3 protein-coding genes are annotated in these 2,996 nt (G+C 30.2%); 1 reads left to right on the forward strand and 2 read right to left on the reverse strand.

Annotated features, from left to right (window positions below; translation table 11 throughout):
• Positions 1 to 463: AAA family ATPase (locus tag L0M85_RS09565; RefSeq protein ID WP_238656923.1), on the reverse strand; the 463-nt coding region annotated here is incomplete at its 3' end.
• A gap of 650 nt (positions 464 to 1,113) precedes the next feature.
• Between L0M85_RS09565 and L0M85_RS09570 the strand changes: the two genes are divergently transcribed.
• The gene (locus L0M85_RS09570; RefSeq protein WP_000199793.1) at positions 1,114 to 2,364 is read left to right on the forward strand and encodes a hypothetical protein; all 1,251 of its coding nucleotides are present in this window, start codon (positions 1,114 to 1,116) and stop codon (positions 2,362 to 2,364) included.
• On the opposite strand, the gene L0M85_RS09575 is transcribed toward L0M85_RS09570, so the two are convergent.
• Positions 2,361 to 2,933 (reverse strand): hypothetical protein, encoded by a 573-nt coding sequence (locus L0M85_RS09575; RefSeq protein WP_000182496.1) that lies wholly within the window; start codon positions 2,931 to 2,933, stop codon positions 2,361 to 2,363. The two genes, L0M85_RS09570 and L0M85_RS09575, sit on opposite strands and share 4 nt — an antisense overlap.
• Between the last annotated feature and the right edge of the window lie 63 nt (positions 2,934 to 2,996).

The raw sequence follows: 2,996 nt of genomic DNA on the forward strand, positions 1-2,996 counted from the left end.
GAGCACGATGTTTGTCTTCATCTCTAATAGTATCTTCATCAGATGAAATATAATAGAATTGAGTATCAATACTTCCTTCAACTGTTCCATCATCTTCCCAAGAAGATTCTAACCTGATTCGTAGAAATGGTTTGGCACCATCTTTAGAAACTGTAAAGTGTTCGAAAAACGATGGAATTGCTTGACTATAGGGAGTTCCATCAAGTTCATCAAACTCAAAAATAGTTTCTATAAAGAGGTTTCTAGTATTTTCTCCGGGCCTTGAACCTTTTGGAAGGTGAAAATCACTTTTTTTTATTATTCTATCATTTTGTTTGTCCGAAAACAGCTTACTCAATGCTTGTAATACAGTTGTTTTTCCCGAACTATTATTCCCAATCAGTACAGTTTGATTGTTTAATTCAATAATTTGACTTTCACCGAATGATCTAAAATTATTAATAATTACTTTTGTTAACTTCATTTCTTATCTCCATTACCTGAAACTAATTCACACAACCATTCCTGTCCCACCTTCTACATCTCTTCCTCAACCCTACTCTATTACCCAAAAAGGCATTATTGAAGAGTGACAGAAGCTTAACCTTGATCTATTTTTGAAACATAGACACATCTTCTATGAATTCCTAGCAAATAGTTGAAATAGTACTTGTTCCGTTTTTATAACAGCTAAGGGCTATTGCGTAAAATTTATACAATTCGAGCAAATCTGTTTTTGTCAGGCCATGTGTCTTTCGTAGAATTTTATATTGTTACCAATTATAGCATGCTCTTTTTACTTGATAACACTATTATAACATTTAAAAATAAAAACAGATTCTGAACTAATAGAAAATATAATTCTAAAATTAGAATTTTTCTTGATAATCATATAAAATGCTACATTTCTAATAAACTTGTACTTATTTCCTTCAAACTACACAATTCTCGAGTTGTTGTAAGTTTGTAATTGACTCAAAAGTATTAGATATAATTTCAAAACAGTATTTTACTTTATAGTTGACCAATAACATTTAATTCTAACTAAAAAAACCATTATACAAATCAAGCTACTAAAAATGACTTTATGGTATACTAGTGATAATAAATTGTTATCGGGAGGAAAGTTGAGAAATGACCAGTTGTTTTGTAGTTATGGGGTTTAATACTAAAAAAATTCCTAATACAAATATAGAAGTGGACTTGAATCAAGTCTATAATAATCTAATTAAGCCAACAATTTTAGAAAAAGAATTAGTTTCTGTTCATGGTAAAAACCACTTTAGAGCTGATGAAGTTTTCAGTACACAGAGTATAACGAAAACATTTATCGAAGGTATATTAAAAGCAGATATTGTAATTGCAGATATTACTACTTTAAACCAAAATGCTATCTATGAGTTAGGTCTACGTCATGCTATGAAACCCAAATCAACCATTATACTGTGTGATCATCACACAGCTAAGATTAGCTTTTTTGATATTGCACACTTACCTCAAATCAGATATGATTCTGATAAGTTAAACGAAGTGGATGAAGTTAACAAGGTGAAAAAACTGCTTTCTGAATATATTGATTCCGCTATAAAGTCAGATGAGACATTTACTGATAGTCCAGCCTTTGAATCTGCTCTATACCGTGTAATAATTAACGATTTAATCGATAAAACTGAAATTCAAAGTGAAGAAGCATTAGACAAGTCAATAGCTGAACTTTATGATCAAGCCACGGAACTCAAGAATTCAGAAAAGTATCCTGAGGCAGAAGAAATATTTCAGCAAATTTTAGAAAGTGGATATATTGATGAAGAAATTTTGGCAGGCTATTTACTATCATCCTATAAGAAAAATGAATCTTCGCTAGCAAATTTAAAAATGGCACAGCAAAATATTAGTAAATATATAGATATAAACACCACAACATATCATAAGTTATTAGGTATTTATGGAGCTATTTTCTTACGTATATTTTATATTACAAAGAATAGGAGTGACTTAATGTCTGCAATTAATTACTATAGGTTAGGCATGAATTTTGAAGATAGAAATATTTATTGTGCAAGGAATTACTGTGCTAACCTGTTAAAAATAGCCTTAGTTGAGAAAGATGTTGAAGTTTTAAAGGAGTTCTACTATACATCTGTTTATACAGCAAAAACTATTTTAGGATCTTTAGAAAAAATACATCGTAAATCTAGTGAATATGACGACATTTGGTTTCTTTCCAATCAAGAGGATCTAATGCTGATTTCAGGCCTTCTTTCAAAACCTATTAATGATATTGAGGGTTTAACTGAACGACAGAAAAAAACAATTAATGAAGGTAGTATTATGTTAAGTGAGGATCTCCAGAGGATTAAAACTGCAATTGTAAATGGTAATTAATAGTTTATTTCCCCTCCTTTGATAAAGTTATACTTATCATCAAGAAGGTTTTTCCATACATGAAAACTTTTTTGAAACCCTTCTGATTGCAAGTACATTAATATATTTTCTTTTGTTTCTAATGAGAATTCAGGTGATGTTATAGAATATTCTCCCTTCTTTAAAATCCCTTCTTCAGTTAAACTTTCTTGAGGAATAGATAGCATTGGAAGATTATAAGTTAACGCTAAAATCCCTTCAATATGACAATAAACACTTGTAACCCACTTATTCTTTAAGTGGGTCTCTTTGGATGCAAAGAAGTCTGGATTATCCTCAGCTCCCATTTTTCTGGTTCCACTAGAAATAAATGTCTGACCAAATGCAACAATTATAATTCCGTAACTCCTTTGTATCATCTCACTCAACGAATTCATGACTTCGTAAGGAGTATACTCAGCAGCTTGTAATGTTACACATTCAATATTGTGTCGTCTTAAAAATTTAATCAATTCTTTAATAAATAAATTTTGATTCTCTGTAAATGGATTAGGTCTGCTTAAAAATACTCTTATTTTTTTATTTGTCATATTCGCTATCTCCTACCGATAACAATTTATTATCACTATACAAAGCACTCAAATAGGTTTATA

This window comes from Streptococcus sp. DFI.7.26, assembly GCF_022240605.1.
Classification (GTDB): domain Bacteria; phylum Bacillota; class Bacilli; order Lactobacillales; family Streptococcaceae; genus Streptococcus; species Streptococcus xiaochunlingii.